This window comes from Photobacterium sp. BZF1 (assembly GCF_014349205.1).
Lineage (GTDB): Bacteria > Pseudomonadota > Gammaproteobacteria > Enterobacterales > Vibrionaceae > Photobacterium.
In genome coordinates this window covers 70,276-93,277 of sequence record NZ_JACSOF010000002.1, presented here as the reverse complement: position 1 = coordinate 93,277, position 23,002 = coordinate 70,276, and the positions used below count along the sequence as shown (strand labels likewise).

Sequence of the window (23,002 nt, the reverse complement as noted above, 5' to 3'; positions counted from 1 at the left end):
GCAGCGAAATCCAACACAGCATAGTTCAACGTAACAGCCAAGATGAGCGAGATAGATTATGACCATGCCAACCCTACACCAACTTATTATAAACGGCGATCTTGACGGTTTTCGTCAAGCTATCGAGATGAAAGCTGATGTCAACCAGCTTGACCCAGTAATGGGCAACTCACCGATGCATATTGCCGCGCAGCAAGATTCTCCAAGTTGGGTAGAGGCACTGTTAAAGGCAGGGGCATTTATCAACTTGCAAACACCTAAGCATGGTGTGACCCCGCTGATGGTCGCGGTGTGGCACCGCAAGCCAGTTGTGGTCGAGGCATTGCTCAAGCAAGCAGAGGTGAATATTGAGATTGTTTCTACTTTTGGCCTCAAAGCCGAACAGCTGGTGGACTTTGGTGCTTCGGAGAAAGATGCTTTCGGCCTGCAGCAGGCCGATCAGCTTCGCCAGCTATTTGATGCCTACCGCGATCAGCTATCTCGTTCTCAAACTCAGTTAAGTGCCTACCAGATAGTCACGGATAGTAGTTTGGATGATGGGGAAAAGGCACGCCAGCTCAAGGAAATAGCAGAAAACGCCATGCTCAACACCCCTTCGGCGATTACTAGCTCGGGTAATGATGAGCATACCGCGGTGATGGTCGCTGCCCGTGACGGTTTGGTGGTAAGCCTCAAGGTGTTGATGGAACAAGGTGGCGATCAGACAGTACCGGATCATTACATGAAAGCTATTCCGCTGCATAAAGCTGCCTATAACGGCAGGCCTGATGTAATTGAACTGCTGTCGCACTACCCTGGCTTCAAGGAGACCCTCGATGCACAAGGGCCAAACAATGGGTATACCCCGCTGCATGATGCTATTTGGCACGGCCATACTGAAGCAGCAGCGAAGCTCATTGCATTTGGTGCAAGAACAGATTTAACCGGTTTTGACGGTAAAACGCCGCTCGAGCTGGCAAGAGAATATCAGTATTCATCTATTGTTGAGATGTTGGAGAAGAAAGCATGAAAGTCCTCGTTGTTTACTGGCACCCAGAGCCAAAAAGTTTTAACGGTGCAATGTTCAACCAAGCGGTGTCAGCATTGGAAGCGGCTGGTCACGAGGTTAAAACTTCTGATCTTCATGCCATGGACTTTAATCCGGTTTCTGGTCGCCATAACTTCCAGACGGTTAGAGATCCCGAGTTCTTCAAACAACAACTTGAAGAGATGCACGCAAGCGATAACGATAGCTTTGTGCCTGAACTTGAGACGGAAATTCAGAAGGTCGAGTGGTGTGATTTGCTAATTTTCCAATTCCCGCTGTGGTGGTTCAGCATGCCGGCGGTGATGAAGGGCTGGGTAGAGCGCGTATTTGCCATGGGGCGGACTTATGGTGGTGGCCGCTTCTATGATAACGGGGTGTTCAAGGGCAAGAAAGCCATGCTGAGCCTGACCATGGGCGGTGGTGAAGACATTTACGTCAAAGGTGGCTGGAACGGTGATCTGGAAGGTATCCTCCGTCCGATCCATCGCGGTATTCTGGAATTCAATGGCTTTGAGGTGCTGGAGCCTTTCTCGGTATTCGGCCCTGCCCGAATGAGCCAAGAAGAACGTATCGCTGAACTTGATAGGTACAGTAGCAGATTACAAAACGTCTTTACTGAATCAGCAATGGTGGTGGGTGAGTATTAGGCAGAAAGTGTCTAAAGAAGGTTGCTGCAGAGCTGGCACACAAGAGATATTTGTTGGTATCTAATAAAATTAAAGGCTTAGTCGTTTTGTGACTAAGCCTTTTTAATTCATATCAATTACAGAAAGGCTCTTCTAAACACTCACCATTGAACTGTTTTACCTTCTTCCACGTTCAATTAGCCTTGATGTAATTTCATAAATGTCGCCGTTATTACTAATAAACTTACCATTTAAGACACCCGGCATCAGTTGCCCATCAGTGCCATCTTCGGGGTAAGGCCTTACCTCTACATTATCTGGATTGTCAGTTATACCAACGATCCATAAAGGGGAAACATTAAAAAAATTGGCAATTGTGACGATGGAGTCGAGCTTTGGAAAGCGATAACCGTTTTCGTATTTGGCCCAGGTTGTAAGTGGAATATTTATCGAACGACAAAGTTCAGGTTGCGATTTATAGCCTGCATTGATTCGAAGATGCTTAATCCGAGCTCCGAAAGTTTCCATGTTGGGCATTTGATAAGTAGACATTGGTTATGGCCTGAAAGTAATTGATTTGAAAATAATGCCCTAAAAGGGTTGGATGTTCAAATTTGGTGAGCTTTTTTTCTTAGTATAGGTGAATACTATGAGGTTAATCTGTCTTTTTTGGTTTTAGGTATTTGATTTATAAGTTTTTTGAGCATTTGCGGCCTATTGTTACCTAGCCTTGTACTGTTCTCTGATTTGGAGAAGTGAGAAGCAGTCAAATGAATCCCCCTTCGTATTGATACTCGCCTTGCTGTTATATCGCAACAAAGATAAGTGATAAGTCCTATTTGTGATTGATTTTCTTTTTTGGGTTTTTATTTGGTTTGTTTTTGTACGTTAAGTGTGTGAAAAAGCTATTTTTTGCTTCTTGCATATGACTTACGGCTGTTTTTCATTTCGCTTTTGGGGTTGTCATTCCTTTTTAGGGCTTGTATAGTGCGCCCCCGTTGAGACGAGTGCCGTCATAAAACGACTTCGTTTCGACAATAAAAAAGCGGTTTCCCCGTCCGTCAAAACAAAGGAAACCGCCCCTACGCCCCAAGGGGCATAACAAACTTATTGTAATGGTCAAAACATGAAAAAATCAATTATTGCTTTATCACTTGTTTCGGTATTTTCTACACAAGCCTTTGCTGGTGAGCCAATTAATCTAGATGATGTACAGATTATGGGTAATGGTGACATTATGGTTAAAGGCGATCACGAGTACCGAGAAATTGGTAACGTGAAAAATGGTGTCATTCGAAACAGTAAAGGTGACGTTGTAGGTACGGCATTTAAACAAGAAGACGGTTCTTACAAGATCCACTACTCAAAGAAAGTTGATGGAAAAGGTTCGGCAAAAGTCCATGTTGGTAATGATGGTTCTGTAACTACTGCTGAAATGGACAACGAACTACCAAACCAAGGCAAACTTCCTTCGAATGAGATTGAAGCGCCAAAACTAGGTGGTAGTGAAGATTCTCCGATTCAAGATCCGGGATCTGAAGACAGCGAAATTTCAAACGACAGCGGTAACAAGATCAACGGTAAAGTTGATGATAACCGTGACGCTATCAAATCTATTGGTGGACGTGTAATCAAAGCGGAAGATAACATCGTTAGTAACACTTCTCGCATTGAAGAGAACTCTGAGCGTATTGATACGCTAGAGCAGGATCTTTTTAACTTCCAAACGCAAGCAGAACAGCAGCTTCGTGAATTAGACGACCGCCTTGATATGACTAACGCAAGTCTACACGCTGTGACTAACGCACGCCCAATGGTTGCAAGTGGTCAAACGGCATTCGGTGCCGGTGTTGGTTTTGCTGGTGGTGCAGAAGCAGTGGCGGTTGGTGTTGCTCACTCTTTTGAAGACAGCAACTGGAGCGCAAGCGCGACTATGAACTACGCAAACGGCGATTACTCCAACGATTTCTCGGCGGGTGCGGGTGTTCAATACGCATTCTAAGTAATGACCATTACTAGGATAAGGGCGGCCGGGACGGGTCGCCCTTTTTTGTAGACTTGTGTGTCTAACAGATAAGATCCAATAAAATTGTATAGTCTTTAGTTTTTCAATTTGTTGCTGCTAGTAGTTTGTACTAAGAATCAGCATTAATACAAAGCGGCGAATTCTGTGATTTCTGGTTTGCCGCGAAGCAATAGGAAGTTGAGGAAGCGGCTTGTCGATGTAGTCAGTACCTTGTCTTCACTGACACCGTGTTTTTCCAGCAAGGCGATGGCGAGATCAAGCCGGGCAATTTCTTCGCTAAAGTGGGCATCAGAGCCGGTGGTGAAATACACGCCGATTTCTTTGCCGATTTCGACGATTTTGCTGCAACGCACATCGCTGCCTTTGCGGCTCTTGCCGGTCAGCGAGGTGTTGTTGACCTCAACCGCCACGTTATGCTCTTTGGCACAACTTAGCACCTGCTCAATATCGAACGGGTAATTGGGGTTGCCCAAGTGCCCTAGGACATCGACCCGGCCACTCTTGATGACATTGACCAGTGCTGCTGTATGCTCTGCTTCTGTTGCAGGCTTGAATACGGGCTCATGGAAACTGGCGATAACCCAATCCAAGTGTTGGTCTGTCGAAGGCGGTAGGTCGATTTCACCCTTCACATTGAGGGTATTGGCTTCGACACCACGCAAGATGCCGACATCATGCAGGAAGCGGGGCAAAATCCGCTGGTTATTGAAATGCCAATAGTGGGGAGCACCTGGCATCTCTGGGGCATGGTCGGTGGTGCAAAGTAATTTCAAATTTTTGCTTTTTGCGGCCTGGGCATTTTCGATAATGGTGCTGTAAGCATGTCCACTGGCGATGGTGTGGGTGTGGGTATCTATCACGATATCCATAGTGATCTCCTAATTCAGATCCTTCAGAAGTGGACAGCTTATTGGATTTCAAATGATCCGTCGCGGTTCATAAACAAATTCAAATCGGCTTTGATGGAATGGTTGAGGACTTTCTCGACGTTGACCGCATCAGACTTGTGGTAAAACGCCAATGCGTCTTCTGATGAACTGCCGCCTCGGATCTTCCTATTGACCAAGCGCTCTTGGAGGAACTCAGCCTCTGTGTCGAGGAAAACAGAGAAGTCGGCGAGCTTGTGCAGCCCTTGCCATACCGGCTCATCGAGTAATAACCAGTTCCCTTCCACCACTACGATATTTCGTTTGACCTCAATGGCATCATCAACCGGATCATGCAGGTTCCTGTCGTAGTAGGGCCACTTGGGATCTTTGATTTTGAGCTGTTTCAATTTGGCAATAAGCTCAGTCAAATTGAAGGTTTCGTATGAGCCTTTAATACTGCGTAGGGAAATGGTTTCTCCATTTCGTTCGGTGGTGTTGCTGTCGAGGATCTCATTGGGGTAATGAAAGCCATCAAAAGGCAAAACTTGCAAGGGTTCCAGGTATTCATCCTGTTCTGATAAATATTCCCAAAAGGCGGCAAGTGTTGATTTCCCACTGCCAGGAGGCGCACTGAGAAAAATAACCACGCGTTGTTGCGTCTCTTTATAAAGGCGGGTGAATTTTTCAACCAGTGGCTGGTGGATAGTTTCGATATCTTTATCGGGAAATATGGCTTCGCTATCAAATCCACTGATATTTAAATTAACTCTCATCGTGAGGCCTCACTGTTTTATCTCTTTTTCGATATTTTCAATCAACAGCTCACAAGAAAGGTTAAGCACTGTTTTAATCAGAGACTCATATCTCATCTGTGAAAACGCTTCGAAAGAAGAAAACTTTAATTTGTTTATGGACTCAAGATAAAAGCCATCTTGCTGGGTTGAAATCACCGATTGGCTTTTTATGAAGTCGTAAATGACATCATCACCGTAAGAGATCTTGTCTGAAACAGACGCGGCATACTCTAAAGTTTGGTTGTACAAACCAATATCAGCATAGGTTTCCATCGAGATTTTACCCATAGCGAACATCAGTTTAGAGACGACATCAGTGGTTACCAACGGGCCGTCTTCCCGTAGTAATGGCTCCACAGCATACTCCATCACTAGTTCGTCCTGGACGAAGACTTTAGGAAGTAATGCTTTTAACTTGAGGTTTATTATTTTGTTCGAAATCTGAAGAAACGAAGTGGCGTTATCGCACTCTTCCAGTTTCTTCAGTAATTCATGTTCACGTGACAACGTTTGTGACCTCTTCATCATGTGGCAGCGCAAAGGCTACCACACAATTTCGTTGTAACTAAACCGCTAAGCTCACGTCATAAAACTCTAGTAACGCTTTTTCTGCGTCTACGTTCCACACATAGTTGTTGGCTTTCAAAATAGCGTCCAACTCAGCGAAGAACGGGTCTTGATCAGCAAGTGACATAAAGTCATCAATAGCAGTCAGGGGAAGATCAATGTGCGGGTAAATCAGCTTCTTGCCGCCAGGGATCTCCAGTTGGTTCAAAATCGTATGCGGTGCCGCTTGCAGGCCGCCCACATGGGTGATCATGTAGGATGGGTTGATAAGGTGATCAGATGACAAGTCGAGTGACTCGATCATATCGCCAGTCGAACCGCCCGAGGTACCTACAATGTGGGTTGCTTCATAGTGCACGTTGTAGAAGTTGAACGGCACTTTGAATTTCTTGTCGGTAGGACCGGCAAAAAAGTTCAGGCAGCCATCGTTGCCCAAAAGCTCATCGGCTTGTTCCAGTACTTGTGAAACGGCGGCATATACCATCACATCATCATAGCCCTGGCCTTCGTTAAGAGATTTCAGGTACTCAACCGGAGAGTCTACTTTTGCCGTGTTCACATAGTGCAGCGCAATGCCTTTTTCGTGCGCTACGCTTACAGGGATCAGGCTCTCTGCGCGGTCAAGACGGGCTTGGTCAATGTCGGTCACGACAATGATGCGTGGTTTAACCGGGCCATTGATGGCGTAATCAATCGCACCGATACCCATAGGGCCGGCACAGGCTAGCAGGGCAAGTGAACCGCCTTCTTTGATACCCATCTCGTGTTCGTAAACATACGGTGTGGTGTGGTAGCTGGCGTGGTAGGCACCGATGATGCAGGACATAGGCTCAGCCAGGGAAGCATCGGCAAAGTACTCGCCTTTGTAAGGCAGTACACAGCCTAGGTCGATAGCGATTTTAGGGATGATAGAGTAGGTGGCGTTGCCGCCGAAAGTCTCGTAGCTGTAACCGGCAGAGTAGCCTGATGGTAGGCCCATCGCAGGTTGCAGAACAAAGGACTCACCGGCAGTAAATTTGTCTTTCAGGTTCTCACCCACTTCAACAATGATGCCTGCGTATTCGTGGCCTGTCATGACGGGTACTTCAGCAATATTTTCTGGTACACGCTTGTGCTTAGTACCTAGTAGCGCCGCTTTGTAAGTGGATAGACAGATGCTGTTTGAGATGTTCTTCACCAGTAGTTCGTCTGGTGAAATTTTTGGCAGTTCGAAGGTTCTTAATTGAACATCTTTCTCGCCACAGATAACCGCTGCCGTTGTTTGTACCATGATTTCTCTCCAAAGTAGGGCGGCGGACCGCCCTATAATGCAATTTTAAGCTTGTTGTTCGATAGTTACCATCAGCTCATCAAGAGCAGGGTCGTGCAGGAAGTTTTTGATAGTGATGACCGGTAGTCCTGTTGCGTTCACCGCTCGGTTCTCGAGGCTCTCGTGGGTCACCACGATGTCAGCGTCACTTGGGACTTTTTCTATGGCGAAGTTCTTCACTTCAATATCAATCCCCGCTTTGGTCAGTTTGCGTTTGAAGGTTGAGGCACCCATCGCGCTGGAACCCATTCCCGCATCACAAGCGAAGGCTACGAATTGGATTGGTTTAGCATTTGCTTCAGTGGTTGCCGCTGTTGCTGCTGGTTTTACAGTACCCTCAGCTTTCATGTCTTTCATATCAGTCACAGATTGCTCGAATTCGGTTTCTTTATCCTCTGACTTGCTCATCTTCAGAATCGCACTGGCGACAAGGAAGGATACGACTGTTGCTGATACCACACCGGCAATAGTTGCGATGAAGCTGCCTTTTGGTGTTAGTGCCAAGTAAGAGAAGATAGAGCCAGGGCTAGGACCCGCTACCAGACCTGCATCTAGTAGGTTGAAGGTTGCGATACCGGTTGCCGCACCTGCAATCATCGCCACAATCATGATTGGCTTCATCAGCACGTACGGGAAGTAAAGCTCATGGATACCACCGAAGAAGTGGATGATGATGGCACTTGGTGCTGAGCGCTTACTTAGACCTTGGCCGAATTTTGCGTAAGCCAGTAGCATACCAAGACCCGGACCAGGGTTAGATGCCACCATGAAGAAGATAGACTTACCGGTTTCAGCGGCTGCCTGCAGACCTAGCGGGTAGTAGATCCCTTGGTCGATAGCGTTGTTCAGGAACAGTACCTTGGCAGGTTCGTTGATAATTGCCAGTAGCGGTAGGAAGCCAGTAGCAACCAATGCTTCGATGCCTGACTTAACGAACAAGTTGGCTGCGGTTACTGCTGGGCCAACAACCTCGTAGGCAAACAAGCACAGGATCATGCCGACAATACCTAGCGAGAAGTTGTTTACCACCATCTCGAAGCCAGAAGGAATACGGTGCTGGATACGCTTATCCATCTGCACCACCACCCATGCACTCAGTGGACCCATGATCATCGCACCGACAAACATTGGGATATCTGCGCCGACGATAACACCCATGGTACCGATAGCACCGGCTACCGCGCCTCGCTTGTCACCGATAATTTGACCACCGGTGTAACCAATCAGTAGGGGAAGCAGGTAGGTGATCATTGGGCCAACAAGTTCACCAAAAGCTTCGTTTGGCATCCAACCTGTCGGGATAAAGAGGGCGGTAATAAAGCCCCAGGCAATAAAGGCCCCGATGTTCGGCAGTACCATGGCGGTCAAGTGACCCCCAAAGGCCTGCACATTTGCTCGCATGTTTGCTTTCACGTTATATTCCTTCTTAGTATGCTTTTATTATCTCTAGCACTTGTTCTTTAGAAGATGCTTGGGCTAGTTTTTCAATGTTCTCTTCGTCCACAAACATCTCGCTCAAGGCTTGAATCACTTCAATGTGGGTATCAGAGTCTTTTGCAGCTAAAGTGATAAGGACATTGGCTGGACCGAGGTCAGAGCCAAAATCAACAGGGGATGGGAAGACATGAATACCAAGGCCAGTTTTCAATACCCCTGTTTCTGGTCGTGCATGAGGCATAGCAAGGCCTGGGCATAATACGTAGTAAGGGCCATTTTCTTCGGTTGATTGGATAATGGCGTCGGCATATTTATTCGATACGTAGCCACGTTGCTCAAGGTAGTCAGTTGTTTTTCTTACTGCTTCTTGCCACTGGTATGTTCCGTCATTGATGACATCTACTAAATCGTGATCAATTAACTCGTATAGCATGTCTTTAACCCTGTTGTTCGTTGTTGGGGTTATTATCAATACAAGCGGAATAAAGAAGCAAATGGCCAATTTTTGTGATCAAAATCTAATTAAAAATGCTGTCAAGCGGGCTTTTAGCTGTTGGATCTCAATTTAACTAAGTAACTTTTTTTCATTATTCTTCTAAATTACAAATCAATAGGTGAAATTAGAAGTTGATCAAATTAATGGAAATTTAATTTATTTTGCTTAGTGTGATTGATATCTATTTTTGCTAATTGCATGGGTTAAAAGTATGAGGTAGATCGATTTGTATTTTGGCGGATTTCACAAGCTATCAACGGCTTTCATATGGCGTTTAGCTCAGGTTCAGCGGGGAAATTATCACCTGTAATTTAGTAACGGTATGGGTGAAATTTACTGAGTGTTTGGTTGATGAGAAACGGTTGAATCATTACTGAGCGACATTGCTTGACTTGAAGGGCTTATCCTATGATTCTGTAATGCTGCGTTAATTTTACCGCACTAACTGCGCATGCAGTTTTCACTTAGAAAAGAGAAAAGGTAAAAATGAGCAAGCCTACAATTTTCCATGACCCAACATCTGAGCCTAGCCGCGCAGTTCACTGGCTGTGTCTTGAGGCTGATCTTCCCGTCGATATTCGCCTTACTTGGTTAACCCGAGGGCAGCATGTCTCGCCTGAGTTCATGCAGGTAAACCCTTTCCATCAAGTCCCAGCCTTGCAGCATGATGATTTCTGCTTGTCGGAAGCAACAGCGATGATGAACTACTTAACCGACATCAACGGGTGTAGCGATAATTGGTTTGGCGGTGATATCAAAACCAAGGCACAAATCAACAAGCACCTGTCTTGGTATCACACCAACTTAAGGCGGCTGTTGACCTTGGATTACTTCCTTCCTGTTCTGCTGATGCCGGTGTACTTAGGCTTTGCCAAACCATCAGATGATGATATTGCGCAAAGGAAAGAAGCAATGGATGGCATGTTCAAGCAGTTGGATAGTCTGCTGGTGGAAGGGCCTTTCCTATGCGGTGATCAGATCACAGCCGCCGATATTCTGTATGCATCAGAGATAGTTTCCCTGAAAATCGACCCAGATTACGCCAGTTATATTGCCAGCTATCCTCATATGGCCCGCTGGCTGGAGATATTACAATCCCGCCCGGCCTACCAAGACTCCCATAAGGCATGGGATCATGTTTACCCAATGATCGTAGCGGCTGGTGGCGAGCAACAAGGCAGCCCTGATTGGGTGGCTGCTGCGTGTGAGCAGGTTATTTAATCGCTCATTCATTCTATCGAAGCCGTAAACCAAGAAGAGTGGGTTATGGCTTCGATCCAAGTTTATTTGGTTAAAGCCGTAAGGCTTTGGTTGAAAAGCTGGCTGAATTTGTCGGCAAACTGATAATGGCTGTCGTTGAAATACATAGACCTACCGAGCTCACGTTCTTCAACGCCTATGTCTAGATAGACCAAGTCGCCAGAGAGGATATATTGGCTAAGTAGCAATTCACTGGCGTAACAGATGCCGTTGCCAAATTTGGCTGATTCAATGGCAGGATAGCTAAGGTCATAATGGACAAAGTCACCATCGATATCGGGAAAATCGGTGCGGATTTTGGGGTAGGAGTCGCCTTTGAGCCTTAGCGTTCCGTCGATAAAGGAATGGCCGTTGAGGTCTGCAAGGCATGTAATGGGCGCTGACTTTCTGAGGTATTCTTTTGATGCCGCGAAGAAAAAACGTTCTTTGACTAAGGCGACCCTATGCTTGAACATCGTTAGGGAGTCGTCATAGGTAATCACAATATCTGCATTGGAATAGGATTCTCCCTCCATCAACCCCTTGGCGAGAATATTGATTTGGTATTCATTGCTATCTTGTATGAAAGAGCGGATCTTTTTCTCTAAATATAAGATGTTGAATGAAATATCCGCACAGAGATTAATACTGGGTTTGGCATTGGTTAATTGAGAGAAATCATTCTCTATACCGGCCATTTTATTGCATAAACTCTGAATTAATTCAGTGTATTTAGGTTTAACCTGCAGCTTGCCATCCAACTTAAATAGAACCGGCTCTGAAAGCTGGCTGTCAATTTTTTTAAGGTGAAAATTCACGTTGCTAATTGTCGTACAGAGGTCGTCGGCAGCATCTTTTATGTCACCGTGCCTAACGACATGTGAAAGAACCAAAATGCTCTGAAAGGGGATTTTCACGCTGTCCTCGGTGCTGATGGCAAAAAATTATTGTGACGAATATAACAGATTGCATTTTTGACAAAAACACACCCTACCTGTATTGCATATCAAATATTTTATGAACTTTGATACCTGTCACTGAGAATGTTCAAAATGATAAAAATAAGGTGAAACAGCTCAAGTTTGACATTGTGCCGGTGAAAGTTTTTTTGTGAAAAAACGAAAAATTTTTCAAAAACACTTTATTGTCGGCTTGGCTTTCTTTCCTAATAATTGCTTCGTCAGTAGTACTTCCAATAGTGTTACGAATGAATGTATGGAGAGGTTTATGAAAACAAAAGCGACACTAAGGATGTCCGTGTTCATTCCTGCCGTTGTGCTGGTGAGCGTATTTATGCTCCTTATCAGTCTCGGTGGGGATGTTTATGTTGATGTTATCACACGTTCATACCGCGCAGTAATGGACAAGATAGGGTGGACCTTTGGACCAGCAACCCTCGTCTTTGTCGGCATTATGTTTTATTCCATTTTTGGCAAAGTCGGTAAAATTGTCATTGGCGGGAAAGGTGCCGAACGTATCTTGGACCCGGTTAGTTTCTATGGTGTGGTCGTAACCGGCTTAACCGCAACCGGCTTGATTTTCTATGGTGCTACTGAGCCGGTCTATCACTTCATGAACCCACCGGCTCACCTTGGGGTAGAAGCTGGAACGGCGGAAGCTATCCGGGCAAGTATGGGGATCACTTTCCTGCACTGGACCATCAATGTCTTCTCCATTTATTCCGTGCTGGCACTGGCCGTAGCGCTGGGTGTCTACAACTTGGGCTATAACTTCTCCGTCAGCTCAATCCTAAGGCCGGTGTTTGGCAAGTGGATGGATGGTGCCCTAGGTAGTGTTCTTGATGTTTTCATTTTGTTCTCCATGGTACTTGGCAATATTTATTCGCTGGGCCAGTTGATGATCTCAGTGAGCTCAGGCGTCAATACATTATTTGATATCCCACGCAGCGGATTGATTTATATGTTAATTGCCGTTTTGGTTATTGTCGCGAGCTTAATCTGTATCAATGGTGGTATTGCTAAAGCCGTGAAGAAGATTGCCAACCTGAATATGTATGTCTTCTATTTCATGGTGGCCTTCTTTGTCCTGCTCGGCCCTATGGCTTTTTCTTTCGGGATAGCAATGGATGGCCTGTCTTATTTCTTCGATAACTACCTGACACTGTCTCTAGCAAACGGTCAGGCAGGGTCTGATTCTTGGCCAAGCATGTGGACGATTGCTTACATCGGTGGCTGGGCGGGCATTGGTCCGATTATGGCTTTGTTCTTAGGTAAAATTGCTAGGGGTTACACAGTCCGCCAATTTGTAAATTGTATCTTTGTTGGTGGTAGCCTGTTCTATTTCTTCTGGTTCGTGATTTTCGGCGGCAACGGTATTGCAACTGAAATGGCACATGGCGATATCTTCTCGACGATTTCCGAGAACGGTTTTGAAAGTGGCATTTATGTGTTCTTCGAGCATTATCCTTTGGCTACGCTCATGAGCTTGACCTATATCTTTGTTTCCCTGCTTTCATTTGTCACGACCATGGTTGCCAAGCTGGATGGCCTCTCGTCACTATGCTGCCAGAACGTCAATGCCGAGCAAATGAGTACACCTTTCTGGCTGAAGCTGATGTGGGGTGTGGTTGCTGGCGTGCTTGGATGGGCATGTGCCACCTATTTAGGATTCCAGGGCGTACGGATGTTTGCAGGTTTCTCTGGCTTAACCGGAATGATTGTCACCGTGCTGTCGAGCATTAGCTTGATTTGGATGTTCATGCATGTGCAGGAAGATGAAAACGGAGAGCCAATTTTATCTCAAGAAACAATGAAACAAACTTTGATTGAAAGAATATCCACGGTAAGGCGAATTAAGCGTGAGGAGGTTGCTTAATGTTAGAGCGTGATGCCATCGGCGAATTATATGTAGACGATAATGTTTATTACGGAATTAATGCGGAAAGAAATAAACAGCTCAGAGTCTCGAACTACCAATTGATGCAAACATCAAAAGAGTATGTTCATTACTTCTTCAAGTTTAAAAAAGCGGCCGCCAGCGCTAACCTGCAGCTCGATGCTTTGCCGAAGGAATATCATGATGCCATTCACCAAGCGTTAGACGAGTGCTTGGAAGGTCAGTTCGATCAGCATTTTGTTGTTGACCCAATCCAAGGCAATGGTGATGTAGCCTTGAATATGAACATCAACGAAGTTGTCGCCAAACGAGCCAGTGAAATATTGACAGGCGACAAGAATAGCGGACTGGTAGCGGCAAATGATCATGTTAGCTGCAACTACTCAACAACGGATATTGGCCTAACAGCGATCAGACTTGCCTGTTACGACAAGCTTGAGCAATTTGAACGTCGCTTACAGTACTTCTCTAACGCGTTAGGAGATGTCGCAGCTAAATATTGTGATGATGTGAAGCTGGCAAGGCCGGTCATGCGTGACTCTCTGCCGATAACCTTTGGCCAGGTCTTTGGCGCTATGCAGGCAAACATTGAGCGCTTGCTTAAGCAAATCCCAGCGATTAAAGATAATTTATTAGTTGTGCCTATTGGTGCCACCATGTTCGGAAGTGGTATTGGCACTATACGTGGTTTCAAGCAAGGTTGCTTGAATGAACTGGGTAAGTTGAGTGATAAAACCCTACGCGAACCTGAAAACATGTTTGATATTGTCCAGAACCAAGACGATATGTTAACTGTTGCTAATTTCCAGGCCAGTGCCAGCTCCTGTATCCAGAAGATGGTGAGGGATATTCGCTTGTTCTGCTCTGGGCCTAAGTCAGGTTTTAATGAGCTGTTTTATCAGCCTGTAACTCCAGGCTCGTCAATTATGCCGGGTAAAACCAACCCTGTGATTGAAGAGTTGGTGATCATGGTCAATATGAAAGTGCTGGCGAATCAGCAATTGGCAATTCTGGCTGTCTCTGAAGGTGAACTGGAATGCAATCCATGGACAGGTATGATGGGGCTCGGCATATTTGAGTCCTTCCAGCTGATGGATAATGCATATCGCATCTTTAGCGATAAAATCCTGGCGACACTGGATGTTAACCGAGAGCAATGTCAATACTATACCGAATCCAGCCTAGGGTATGCGGTGATGCTGAGCTCAATCTTCGGCTACAAGAAAGCCTCAGAGGTATCACTTCGCAGTAAGGCCAACGATGTTTCAATTTGCCACACCGTGATTGAAATGGGGCTGATGGAAGAAAGTGATGCCAAGCAGTATTTTGAGCCAATTAACTTTACCAGCGAAGAACGTTACTACACGGTGCTTGAAACAGCCCAAAACAAATACGGTAAGCGTAACTTTGGCTAGATGGTATTGATAAACAACTAAATACACTGATTAGGTTACCGGACTAAACGAGTCAGGTGTTTAAGATAAAGAAAAAGGGCCAGAGTGATTCTGGCCCTTTTACGTTTATCGCGGCTTTAGAAAAGCGCTATCCGGTCAAATTATCCAAAAATGACTTCTTACTTAGATCTTTCTTTAGCTCCTGCAGCCACTCGGCGCCTTCACCTTCGAAGTAATCCCGGGTCGTTTCGTAGCCCAAGGTAAACATAGTATTCAGGCTGTCATTGTTGACGTTGAATGCGCCCCATTGGTCGATACCTTCCGGCGCAAGGCTGATATCGGGTAGCTTGATGCTTTTTAGCAGGTGGGCGGAGCTATAGATCTCAAATACCCGGTCGAGTACATCGAAAGCATCGGAGAACTCATGGTTGGCTTTGTGCTCCAGTGGGCTGAGGTACATACCTAGATGGGCACGGCACTGTTCGTGGATCAAGTCGGTCGGGTAGTTATTGGTGATCCCTCCATCGGCAAACAGCTTGTCGCCGATTTTTACTGGTGTGAACATGCCCGGATAAGCGGCAGAGGCCAGTAGCGGCTGAATGAGCTCTCCCTCATGGAACACGACTTGCTGTGCGGTATTGAGATCGGTAGCTGCAACAAAGAGCGGGATCTCAAGGGCATCGAAGTTGTCTCGCTTTAGCCAGCCGTGGAAATGGCGGTTGAGCTTTTCCGAATTAATCAATCCCAGTTTGTTGAAAGAGAAGTTACTGGCCTTGAACATCTGACTGTCAATGAAAAAGGAAAGGATATTTTCTGGGCTATGGCCTGCCGCATAAAGCGCCCCAACCAGTGCGCCGCCACTTGCACCAGAAATGACATCCGGCTTCACACCTTGCTCATCAAGGTATTGCAGCATGCCGATTTGCGCCATGCACTTAGCGCCACCCCCAGAAAGGGTAAGGCCAAATTTATAGGGTTTTGGGTTGAAGAATGATGATGGCAAAGCGTCTATCCTATAATCGCTCATTTCATGAGGTTCAATATACCACTAAGTACCCTTGATAGATGCTGGCTACTAATCAAAAAAAATCATTTTTAGTAACTGCGTATGTATTCAGGTGTTTGAGGGATAAATATCAAGCTGATATAAAAATGACATAGCGCATCCTCGTACCTAAATTGAATGGTTTAAAAATAATTATTGATTGATTTTGTATCAGACTTACGAGCAGGTTTTTAAAACACGTCAATAAAATCAACATGTAAAGTGTGAGTTATTATGGTTAGCAATTTCAATTGCTAACAAAAACTGAAAAAAGTCAATAATTGACATATATCAGTGTGCTGAATAATATTTTATCTCTCTTGTTTATGGGTATGATCAATGAGTGACATAACGCTTGATAAAATACAAAACTCTGATGTTGAAGACATTGCGATGCTTATTTCATCCGAGTTTATGAATAGGCAGGTTTCTACCATTGAACCTGAATCTGATGACGGCTTCGTTTATACGGCTCAGCAGTGTGTTGCATCAGGGTTGGGCTTTGTTGCCAAATCGGATGGGAATATTGTTGGTGGCCTGTTATGCGTTGATCTTCAAGAGAGCTTCGGCTCTGAAGAGTTTATCGAATCAGCGAAGCATGAACCTATGTTGGCAATGATTTATGCTCTTAACCAAAAGTACTTTCCTTCAATGCAAGTGAACACTGGAGAGTACCTTAACTTTAAGTTTATTGCTGTTCATGAAGACTATTCTGGCAAAGGTATTTCTCAGTCGTTGATCCAGTTAGCATTGAAAGAAGCTGAGCTTAATGGTTTTAGCTATGTGCATACAGAATCAGCAGGGTTTGCTTCACAACATATATTTAAAAAAGCAGGCCTAACAAAAAGAGCAGAAATAAAATATGATGAATTCACTTTTGGTGGTAAGGAGTATTTCAAGCCATCAAGTGAGCATCAATCTATCCAGTTACTGATTGCAGAGCTTTAATAGAAAAAATATAACAACGAGCTGAATGTAAGAATAAGATAAGCAGGCGAAACTATTTGTAAATGGAGACGCCTGACTCTTGCTGCTCAGTCTCTTTTATTGCGTTTCGATTACAAAAACTTCTCAATCAGCACTTCGTCAACATACTCACCGCGTACTTTGGCATGCTTTTTCGCTGTGCCGATCACTTCAAAGCCTTGGCTCAAGTAGGTAGCCAACGCCCTTTCATTATCGCTGCGCACATAAGCAAATAGCTTCTCGTAACCTTTGGTTTTTGCTATCTCGAAGGTTGTCTCGAACAAACGCTTGGCGACCCCTTGGCGGCGGAAACTGGCATCGACAAATGTACCGATAATGCCGACATGGTCAAACACACGGGTGTAGTTGGCAAAAGGCTCGACAGCCTGGAATCCAGCAATCTGAAGGCTTTCGTCATGCTGGGCAACTGTAAGGATGCCTTGTTCAGGGAAGTTACAGATAAACTCTTGTTCTTCCTCTGGGGTGAAGGTGGTGTCCAATACAGTGTATAAACCTTCTTCCACTATTGGGTTGAGGACATGGGTCATGCCCTCGGCATCATCAATACGGGCTAGGCGAACATTAAAACTCATTGCTGGTTACTCTTTTTTGCTTTTAGTGCAAGATGTTACATCAAGCAATAACCAGTTGATATAGCGTAATTTTGATCGTGGTGAGAAAAATCACTGGGTGCTCTGCAGCCTAATATCTAACTGGTGCAGATCCCTTTCATTTCCCACAATACGTAATCGAGCATATTCTTCGTCCATGGTTGGACTGGTAATGTCAAAGTGCTTACCACAGCATGACAGAATACCTATCTGCTTAAGTGCTTCTGCCATTTTAACCCCAGATTTATGGACCAGCATGATTGGGGTCTGCTCTGATGTCGGCACGATATTGAAGCCATGGGAGTGGAGAATATCCATTATGGCGTGCTTGAAAGCGATGGTCTTTGCTTGGTTTTCAGCAACAAAGGCATTGGCTTTTGGCAAAATATGGCAGGCGATCTTTAACGCAGGCAACGACGGGGTAAATACCGTAACCGCAGTTTGAAGGTAGGGGGTAAGCGTAGGCGACGAGACAATATAGCCAAGACGCAATCCAGCCAAACCAAGCCCTTTGGAGAAGGTTCTGAGCACCACCAGATGGCTGTAGTGTTTGCACTCCTTTACCATCGATTGTTCTTGGGTTAGGAACTCGCCGTATGCCTCGTCGATGATCAGCAAGCTGCCAGCTTGTTCGCACACCTGGCATAGCGACAGTAAATGCTTTTTGTCGTAAATCCGGCCTGTGGGATTGTTCGGGTTGTCGATGTACACCAAGGTTGGCTTCTCGCGCAGGATCTTATTCTCTACCGCGCCAAACAAGTCATTGTCGCTGTTAAAATCAAACATGTTCAGGGCTTGGTAACTTCCGCCTACCAGTTGGAACTCAGACACAGCTTCGACGAATTGGGGGCCGATACCCATCATTGTTCTATGTTGGTGGTCGATCAGTTTATTGAATATCAACTCCAAACCGCCCAACGATCCAGTCGTGAAGGTGAGATCATCACTGCTTACCCCAAGGTATCGTCCAACCAAATGGCTTAATTGCGCGAGATTGCTGAAGTTATAGTACTCGTTGATTTCATCGAGGATCTCAAGCATTTGATCGGGCGAAATATCCGGTGCGCCGAAAGGGTTTGAACCCAGTGCACAATCAATGGTGTATATCGGGGTGACATACGAAGCCTGATCGCTTTCCAACTTGTTGTTTAAATTCACGCTCAATGTCCTTGGTTTTCCAGCGCAGTGATACCTGCCCGGTACCGCTGCCGATTAGCATTCACAAAATCTAGCCTTAGGGTGTCCATTCTTACGTCTTATCAATAGGTCAATTGGCGACAAATGATCTATTTTTTCGCCATGTTGTTATGTCGCGAAATGACCTATTTGTGCCGATGAGCGGTGGGTAATATCTGCGCAGAATTTCAAATGCCTGTTTTGTCCAGTACCTGCAAGAGCTGGATATTTACCATCTTAGCCACCTCAAGAGGTGGCCCTTTTTTTGTTGTTGCCGTTGTTCTTGTGACTGGCTTTGGCCATAGGCATTGAGCAATGGCAAATCGAAGGGTATGTGGCAATAAGCATTTGGAGATGGGTGTTTTTTACCTCTGGAACCTTGAATGAAAAAAATATTGCTAGCTGCGGTCACTATTGCAGCTACTGCCACTGCCCACGCTGATGTAACCGGCGGTGAAGAAAAGAATGCTGAAGACCCAACTAAGATCATCACCCGAGTCGGTGCTGGCTGGACCAATTCTGGTATTCGATTTAACGGATCACTCGGCCTTGATGAAGCACGAATGATCAATGTCTCCATTACCGATGACGGTGATGAGTGGAGTGTTGGCGGATCTTGGCTGTTCGATATCGGCATCTTAAATGTCGATGTGCGCAAGTCGGACTTCGGCGATGGCAACATCAACACTTCCTACAGCGCGGGCACTTACCTACCGCTTGAGAGCCAACCCTGGGGCTGGATGCCGTTTGTTACTTTTGGCTATAGCTACAACGACGGTGAAACCACAGAAGATGGCGTGAAAGAGAAAGTTCGCAGCCACGCGGGGTATCTCGGCATGTTTGCGATTAAGCCGATAAACGAGAAATGGACCGGTATCGCAGTGGTCGGTACAACCCAGGGTCAAAACAACTATTCGTCTTACTGGGGTGGAGCGGGGATCAGTCACCAACTCACCCAATCTCAATCGATCAATCTGGTGGGGATCGCCGTTGATAGTTCGCTTTATGGCAGTGATCAGCGGCTTAATTTGAATTATCGCTATGAGTTCAAGTAGCGAGTAATTACCTATATCCATCTTTTTTCTTGTATCAATAATCCAATACGGAGCCCTTTATGAAGCTGAAAAATATTGCATTGTTCTTAGCGCTAGCGACTTCAACCAATGCTTCTGCCGATATTCCAGCCCCAATGAAAGAGGCGTTGAAAGTACCCGGTGCCGATGTGACTTTCAATGTTGATCGCGCGAAGCAGCCATTTAGCCCTCAGTTTGCCAGCGAGGCCAAGCAGGCATTTAACAATTTCCACCTGCAGATGGGGGGCGATCACGCGGTGTATTACAACGGTTATATGACAGAAGTGCTGCCTTCTGCCCTTTCGCGCCCGAACGAAGACTACAAACCACTGGCACGAAATATCAATAGCCGCATTGGCGACCTTAAAGCCGAGACCGGTCAAGGCATGTTGTCGCTAGACGAGTACATGGAAAACCCAATGTTCCGTACTCAGGCGATGATAATGGTTCACAAAGGTCAGGTGGTTTATGAAGCCTATCCGGGCATGAACAAGAATGACCGCCATGTCTGGTATTCGACGGCGAAAACAACCGTGGGTCTGGTGATGGCCAAATTGGTTCAGCAAGGAAAAGTAGATACCGACAAGTTGGTACCAGAGTATATTCCTGAGCTGAAAGGAACGGCGTGGGATGACATTAGGGTAGAAAGTGTGCTCAATATGACAACAGGTCTGGATAATGAAGAAGTCCTTGAGTCTATCTTGCAGCCAGATTCCCCTGTAGTGCGCTACTTTGCCGCGATGACAGGGTCTCCAAGGGCGTCGACAGGCGAGTTTGAAGACTGGTTAACCGATGTTGCGGTCGATCAGGAAAAGCTGGAAGGCGAAAAGCAGGGCGATCTGTTCCGTTACGCCTCAATTAACACCAGTATCTTGGTGCAGATTATTGAAAATGTCGAAGACAAGACTTGGTCAAAGGTCTTTGAAGAGAAAGTGTGGTCCAAACTCTACGCAAGGGAGCCTGCTGCTTTTGGCCTAACGCCTGCAGGCCATGCTTTGGCTGTAGGTTTCTTGCAAACTACCCCGGAAGACATGGTGCGCTTTGCTACGCTATTTACCCCTAGCTGGAAAGCGGTGGCTTCCGAGCAAGTGGTAACGCCTGAACTGATCGATATTATCCGTAACGAAGCTGATCCCGAGCGTTATGTCGGCACTGCCAAGGAAGCTCAATCTGTATCGGCCTTCCAAGACAAAGCACAAGGTAACGGATTCCAGTTTGATTACATTTGGGAAGATGGTGGAATGGCGAAAAGCGGTAACATGAACCAGATGATCTACATGGATCCTGAGCGTGACTTTGCTGCGATGGTGGTATCAACTAGCCCTTACCATTCGGGCTATGGTGAAACCAAAGCACCTGCTTATATGCGATTGGCAGCCAAGTATCTAAATGGTGAGCTAGCAATTACTCAGTAACTTCTTCTAGCTATTAGAAAATGAAAGATAACCCCGCATTATTTTGTTATTAAATGATGCGGGGTTTTTTAATGCTCGCAGCACTAGGATGTTATTATGATAAGGCGTTGATATTAAATGTGATTTGACAGTTATATAACAGACAGATTTGTCAGCAGTGATATTGTTGGCTTATCAATAAGCTCTATATAAATCAAAGCAATCAATGAAAAAATATCTACTTGTCGCTTCATTTGCGCTATTAACCAGTTTTGCCAGTTATGCAAAACCTACTGTTATTGTTAAGCCAGGCAATGGTCATAAGCACCCTCCACATCGAGTTGCTAAGCAGTACATGCCACCAAAAGGCAAATGTCGTTTGTGGTATACCAATAAGCCTGCCCATAAGCAGCCGAAAGTGGGTAGCTGTAAAAAGCTTGGCAAGAAAATTCCACGTGGTGCGGTGCTGATCCGCGGCTAAGTGGGAACAAGGCAAGCCAAAATTTAAAAATCGCTGGTGAGGATAATGTCCGCCAGCGTTTTTCTTTTCTTATATAACAATAATCCGTGGAGGGTATTTGGCGAAAGTGATAAAGACTTATGATCGGACTACGGCTTTGCAGATCAATATGTTGCCTTTATCATCAATATAGTGATACTGGCAGGATAGTCGGCTCTTACTTTGCTTTATAGGGATGGTTGGAAATGGAAGTTCTATGGGTGCTTGCTCATGTAGCCTTGATTTGGATTCTTGCTGTGGCGACACCGGGAGCCAATGTACTTTTAACCATTAATACCGCGCTGCAATACAACCGAACACTGGCGATGTTTTCTGCCTTAGGGGTCAGTACTGCCATCTTGCTATGGGCATTTTTCGGTGGCTCAGGCTTGGTTATCTTACTGATGACTTTCCCTGAACTGTTTAGCGTGATGAAAGTGGTCGGCGGTAGTTACTTATTGTATTTGGGGCTTCGTCAGATTTACCAAACCCGAAAAACGAAAAGGTTAGGTGAGTTGCCGCAGGGTCAATCACTGAATTCTCCATCGAACTGCAAGGTATTCATCACCGCATTCTTTACCAGTATCCTCAACCCGAAAACAGGTTTCTTTGTGGTCAGCTTGTTTAGTGTGTCTATTCCGGGTGCTATGACCATTTCGATGATTTTGGCTACCATGCTAACCATGTCAGCGATTACACTTTGCTGGCACGCTTTTCTCGCCGTGGCCTTCTCACACCAATCAGCGAAAGGTGTTTATGCGCGCATTTCTGGGGTGATGGACTATGTTACCGGCGGGCTATTTACCTTATTTGGCATTAAGGTAATGGCATCATCATGATAGCGACTTAGCCTCTAAGGCTAAGCTACTCGCCGTAGTTTGCTCTTGGCCTTATCGAACATAAGTGGAATAAGGAAAATCGCGAAACAGACCAACCAAGGTCGCACATCATCTTTGACATATAGGCCATACCCAGCTGCAGCCAGCAGGAAGATAAAGGGGATAGTTTTGCTGTGCATTTTGAGTAAACGTAAAGCGAGCAAATACCCCACAATTGCATTCAAGCCCAGCCATACCAATGATTCTGTAGCGCCAATAGAGGAACTGAGCGGTGCCGGAAGATATACCTGAGAATAGCTGCTCATCGGTGTCATCAGGCTAGCAGCTAAATGAATGCTGATCCCCGCACTCAGTCCAGCAGCAATCGGCTTGGCATAGTTTGAGCGTACGATCACCATTACTATCAAGGGCAGTAACACACTGTGGGTGAGGATAGAGCGATGGTGCAGCAGAGACAATAGTTGCTGATCAACATCAGGCCAGTACAGGCCCAAATACAGAAACAGCGTGAAAACCACCAACAGTAAGTGCTTCATTAAACGTCCCTTTTAAAAAGAAAATCATAACTTAGCTTGGCATTGTCAGCAAACTGCTGGAAAAGGCAAAAGGTTTAGCGGTAGAGTTAGGCATTAAACAGCTGTACCTACAGTGTGAAAGCTTCAATGTTCGCTTGTATGAAAAGCGTGGCTTTACTTCGCTGCATCAAGCGAAACACCACAACGTTGATACGACAATCATGGTATGGCACGCAGCCGTATA

General features: G+C 45.6%; 23 protein-coding genes. 11 read left to right on the top strand and 12 right to left on the bottom strand.

Going from position 1 to position 23,002, the window contains the following annotated elements; translation table 11 throughout:
* Positions 1-58: 58 nt before the first annotated feature.
* Positions 59-1,009, top strand: coding sequence for an ankyrin repeat domain-containing protein (locus BIZ37_RS00960; protein WP_187459931.1), 951 nt, complete (start codon positions 59-61; stop codon positions 1,007-1,009).
* Positions 1,006-1,674 (top strand): NAD(P)H-dependent oxidoreductase, encoded by a 669-nt coding sequence (locus tag BIZ37_RS00955; RefSeq protein ID WP_187459930.1) that lies wholly within the window; start codon positions 1,006-1,008, stop codon positions 1,672-1,674. Before BIZ37_RS00960 ends, BIZ37_RS00955 begins: the two co-directional genes overlap by 4 nt.
* 156 nt (positions 1,675-1,830) lie before the next feature.
* Here the strand turns inward: BIZ37_RS00955 and BIZ37_RS00950 are convergent, their stop codons facing one another.
* Positions 1,831-2,205, bottom strand: coding sequence for a helix-turn-helix domain-containing protein (locus BIZ37_RS00950; protein WP_187459929.1), 375 nt, complete (start codon positions 2,203-2,205; stop codon positions 1,831-1,833).
* A 574-nt stretch (positions 2,206-2,779) separates the two neighbouring features.
* Here BIZ37_RS00950 and BIZ37_RS00945 point away from each other — a divergent pair.
* Positions 2,780-3,655 (top strand): YadA-like family protein, encoded by an 876-nt coding sequence (locus BIZ37_RS00945; protein WP_255526639.1) that lies wholly within the window; start codon positions 2,780-2,782, stop codon positions 3,653-3,655.
* Between the two features lie 146 nt (positions 3,656-3,801).
* Here BIZ37_RS00945 and BIZ37_RS00940 read toward each other — a convergent pair whose 3' ends face one another.
* The 6 genes from BIZ37_RS00940 to BIZ37_RS00915 are packed head-to-tail and all read right to left on the bottom strand — an operon-like array spanning position 3,802 to position 9,088.
* Positions 3,802-4,548, bottom strand: coding sequence for a phosphatase (locus BIZ37_RS00940; RefSeq protein WP_187459928.1), 747 nt, complete (start codon positions 4,546-4,548; stop codon positions 3,802-3,804).
* A gap of 38 nt (positions 4,549-4,586) precedes the next feature.
* Positions 4,587-5,321: a nucleoside/nucleotide kinase family protein gene (locus BIZ37_RS00935; RefSeq protein WP_187459927.1), complete on the bottom strand. Its 735-nt coding sequence runs from the start codon at positions 5,319-5,321 to the stop codon at positions 4,587-4,589.
* A 9-nt stretch (positions 5,322-5,330) separates the two neighbouring features.
* Positions 5,331-5,849: an MltR family transcriptional regulator gene (locus BIZ37_RS00930; protein ID WP_187459926.1), complete on the bottom strand. Its 519-nt coding sequence runs from the start codon at positions 5,847-5,849 to the stop codon at positions 5,331-5,333.
* 58 nt (positions 5,850-5,907) lie between these two features.
* Entirely contained in the window at positions 5,908-7,179 is a 1,272-nt protein-coding gene (locus tag BIZ37_RS00925) for a zinc-binding dehydrogenase (protein WP_187459925.1), read from the bottom strand.
* 45 nt (positions 7,180-7,224) lie between these two features.
* Positions 7,225-8,631 carry a PTS mannitol transporter subunit IICB gene (locus tag BIZ37_RS00920; protein ID WP_370577282.1) on the bottom strand — a complete coding sequence of 469 codons (1,407 nt, stop codon included), beginning with the start codon at positions 8,629-8,631 and terminating at the stop codon, positions 7,225-7,227.
* A 13-nt stretch (positions 8,632-8,644) separates the two neighbouring features.
* Positions 8,645-9,088, bottom strand: coding sequence for a PTS sugar transporter subunit IIA (locus BIZ37_RS00915; RefSeq protein ID WP_187459924.1), 444 nt, complete (start codon positions 9,086-9,088; stop codon positions 8,645-8,647).
* Positions 9,089-9,637: 549 nt separating this feature from the next.
* Here BIZ37_RS00915 and BIZ37_RS00910 point away from each other — a divergent pair.
* Positions 9,638-10,372, top strand: coding sequence for a glutathione S-transferase family protein (locus tag BIZ37_RS00910; protein WP_187459923.1), 735 nt, complete (start codon positions 9,638-9,640; stop codon positions 10,370-10,372).
* A gap of 62 nt (positions 10,373-10,434) precedes the next feature.
* Here BIZ37_RS00910 and BIZ37_RS00905 read toward each other — a convergent pair whose 3' ends face one another.
* On the bottom strand, positions 10,435-11,307 hold the full coding sequence (locus tag BIZ37_RS00905; RefSeq protein ID WP_187459922.1) for a LysR family transcriptional regulator: 873 nt from the start codon (positions 11,305-11,307) through the stop codon (positions 10,435-10,437).
* Between the two features lie 310 nt (positions 11,308-11,617).
* Between BIZ37_RS00905 and BIZ37_RS00900 the strand changes: the two genes are divergently transcribed.
* A complete protein-coding gene (locus BIZ37_RS00900; protein WP_187459921.1) occupies positions 11,618-13,225 on the top strand; it encodes a BCCT family transporter in 1,608 nt (535 codons plus the stop codon).
* Positions 13,225-14,661, top strand: a complete 1,437-nt coding sequence (locus tag BIZ37_RS00895) for a lyase family protein (RefSeq protein ID WP_187459920.1) — start codon at positions 13,225-13,227, stop codon at positions 14,659-14,661. Before BIZ37_RS00900 ends, BIZ37_RS00895 begins: the two co-directional genes overlap by 1 nt.
* A 127-nt stretch (positions 14,662-14,788) precedes the next feature.
* Here the strand turns inward: BIZ37_RS00895 and BIZ37_RS00890 are convergent, their stop codons facing one another.
* Entirely contained in the window at positions 14,789-15,643 is an 855-nt protein-coding gene (locus BIZ37_RS00890; RefSeq protein WP_222939536.1) for a patatin-like phospholipase family protein, read from the bottom strand.
* Positions 15,644-16,024: 381 nt separating this feature from the next.
* On the opposite strand from BIZ37_RS00890, the gene BIZ37_RS00885 reads away from it, so the two are divergent.
* A complete protein-coding gene (locus BIZ37_RS00885; RefSeq protein WP_187459918.1) occupies positions 16,025-16,633 on the top strand; it encodes a GNAT family N-acetyltransferase in 609 nt (202 codons plus the stop codon).
* Between the two features lie 110 nt (positions 16,634-16,743).
* On the opposite strand, the gene BIZ37_RS00880 is transcribed toward BIZ37_RS00885, so the two are convergent.
* Both BIZ37_RS00880 and BIZ37_RS00875 read right to left on the bottom strand, forming a co-directional pair.
* Positions 16,744-17,244 carry a GNAT family N-acetyltransferase gene (locus tag BIZ37_RS00880; protein ID WP_187459917.1) on the bottom strand — a complete coding sequence of 167 codons (501 nt, stop codon included), beginning with the start codon at positions 17,242-17,244 and terminating at the stop codon, positions 16,744-16,746.
* 90 nt (positions 17,245-17,334) lie between these two features.
* Positions 17,335-18,420 carry an aminotransferase class I/II-fold pyridoxal phosphate-dependent enzyme gene (locus BIZ37_RS00875; RefSeq protein ID WP_187459916.1) on the bottom strand — a complete coding sequence of 362 codons (1,086 nt, stop codon included), beginning with the start codon at positions 18,418-18,420 and terminating at the stop codon, positions 17,335-17,337.
* A gap of 401 nt (positions 18,421-18,821) precedes the next feature.
* Between BIZ37_RS00875 and BIZ37_RS00870 the strand changes: the two genes are divergently transcribed.
* The 4 genes from BIZ37_RS00870 to BIZ37_RS00855 all read left to right on the top strand — a co-directional run bounded on the left by BIZ37_RS00870 (position 18,822) and on the right by BIZ37_RS00855 (position 22,243).
* Entirely contained in the window at positions 18,822-19,493 is a 672-nt protein-coding gene (locus BIZ37_RS00870) for a hypothetical protein (protein WP_187459915.1), read from the top strand.
* 59 nt (positions 19,494-19,552) lie between these two features.
* Positions 19,553-20,926 (top strand): serine hydrolase, encoded by a 1,374-nt coding sequence (locus tag BIZ37_RS00865; protein WP_187459914.1) that lies wholly within the window; start codon positions 19,553-19,555, stop codon positions 20,924-20,926.
* Positions 20,927-21,131: 205 nt separating this feature from the next.
* Entirely contained in the window at positions 21,132-21,386 is a 255-nt protein-coding gene (locus tag BIZ37_RS00860; protein WP_187459913.1) for a hypothetical protein, read from the top strand.
* 224 nt (positions 21,387-21,610) lie between these two features.
* Complete coding sequence (locus BIZ37_RS00855) at positions 21,611-22,243, top strand: LysE family translocator (RefSeq protein WP_187459912.1); 633 nt, start codon at positions 21,611-21,613, stop codon at positions 22,241-22,243.
* Between the two features lie 20 nt (positions 22,244-22,263).
* Here the strand turns inward: BIZ37_RS00855 and BIZ37_RS00850 are convergent, their stop codons facing one another.
* On the bottom strand, positions 22,264-22,779 hold the full coding sequence (locus BIZ37_RS00850; protein ID WP_187459911.1) for a hypothetical protein: 516 nt from the start codon (positions 22,777-22,779) through the stop codon (positions 22,264-22,266).
* Between the last annotated feature and the right edge of the window lie 223 nt (positions 22,780-23,002).